Source organism: Oleiphilus sp. HI0043 (assembly GCF_001634935.1).
Genome location: NZ_LWEY01001712.1, coordinates 1 through 1,046, shown reverse-complemented (window position 1 = coordinate 1,046; position 1,046 = coordinate 1). Strand labels below are relative to the sequence as shown.

Genomic DNA, 1,046 nt, shown 5'->3' with positions numbered 1-1,046 from the left:
TGCTTTGGTAACCTTGAAGAATGTTTGTCTGATACTGATGTGCACTTGCGCTTGTTCGGCAAGCCCGAAGTAAAGGGGCAACGCCGTATGGGGGTTGCACTGGCCTTGGATGAAACAATTGAGGCGGCAACGCAGAAGGCGATCAAGGCATCTTCAGCGGTGGCATTAAAGTTCTAGCGTTATTAGTGTGAAGTATAATGGCTGAAACGCAAAAAGTAATCGATAAAGGCTTTCCTCCGGTGCTTGGAGAAGAGCCAACAGTTCTAATATTAGGCACGATGCCCAGTGTTAAATCCCTGCAAGAGCAGCAATACTACGGACATCCTCGCAATGCCTTCTGGTGGATATTGGCGCAACTATGCAGTTTTGACCTGGCCTTGCCTTATGTGCAACGCCTGGAAGAGGCTAAACGCTGCGGTATCGCGATTTGGGATGTCGCTCATTCATGCTACCGCCCAGGAAGTCTGGATTCGAATATCGACCAGTCCACTATGAAGGCGAATGATATTCAAGGCATGCTTGAACAGAACCCGAGTATTAAGCTGATTGCGTTTAACGGTCAGGCTGCAGCCAAGTTGTACAAGAAGTTTATCGGCGTTTCAGTTACTCCTGATACAACCCTGAACTTACCTTCGACCAGTCCTGCCAATGCAGCCATGTCGAAAGAGGATAAGCTAGCGTCTTGGTGTGCTATGAAAGAATTTTTAAATTTAGATGAAGATATCAGTGAGTAATGTTTGTGAGTGAGATAAACCAGGACTTAAGTGAAATATATAGCTTTCTTGGCTGTGAAACCCCTGACCTTTGGGTCGAAAATGCCCTGGCTAATCAGGATATCATGCTGCTGGATCACGCTCACTGTGAGAAGAAAGCAGCAATGACAGCGCTTAACCTGATTCACCGTTATCCGGGTAATCCAGACTTGCTGATGAAGATGTCTCGCTTGGCTCGTGAAGAGCTCAGGCATTTCGAACAGGTAATGAAATTTATCAAAAAACGTAAACTGGCATACGGTCACATGACGGCATCACGCTATGCAGCAAGGC

2 protein-coding genes and 1 pseudogene are annotated in these 1,046 nt (G+C 46.7%); all 3 read left to right on the top strand.

Annotated elements, in window-relative coordinates; all coding sequences use genetic code 11:
* Positions 1–177: pseudogene (gene purT / locus A3729_RS34710) on the top strand (phosphoribosylglycinamide formyltransferase 2); the annotation flags it as partial.
* 20 nt (positions 178–197) lie between these two features.
* Entirely contained in the window at positions 198–734 is a 537-nt protein-coding gene (locus tag A3729_RS26120) for a DNA-deoxyinosine glycosylase (RefSeq protein ID WP_068514824.1), read from the top strand.
* 5 nt (positions 735–739) lie between these two features.
* Positions 740–1,046: tRNA isopentenyl-2-thiomethyl-A-37 hydroxylase MiaE (gene miaE, locus A3729_RS26115; RefSeq protein WP_304439762.1), on the top strand; the 307-nt coding region annotated here is incomplete at its 3' end.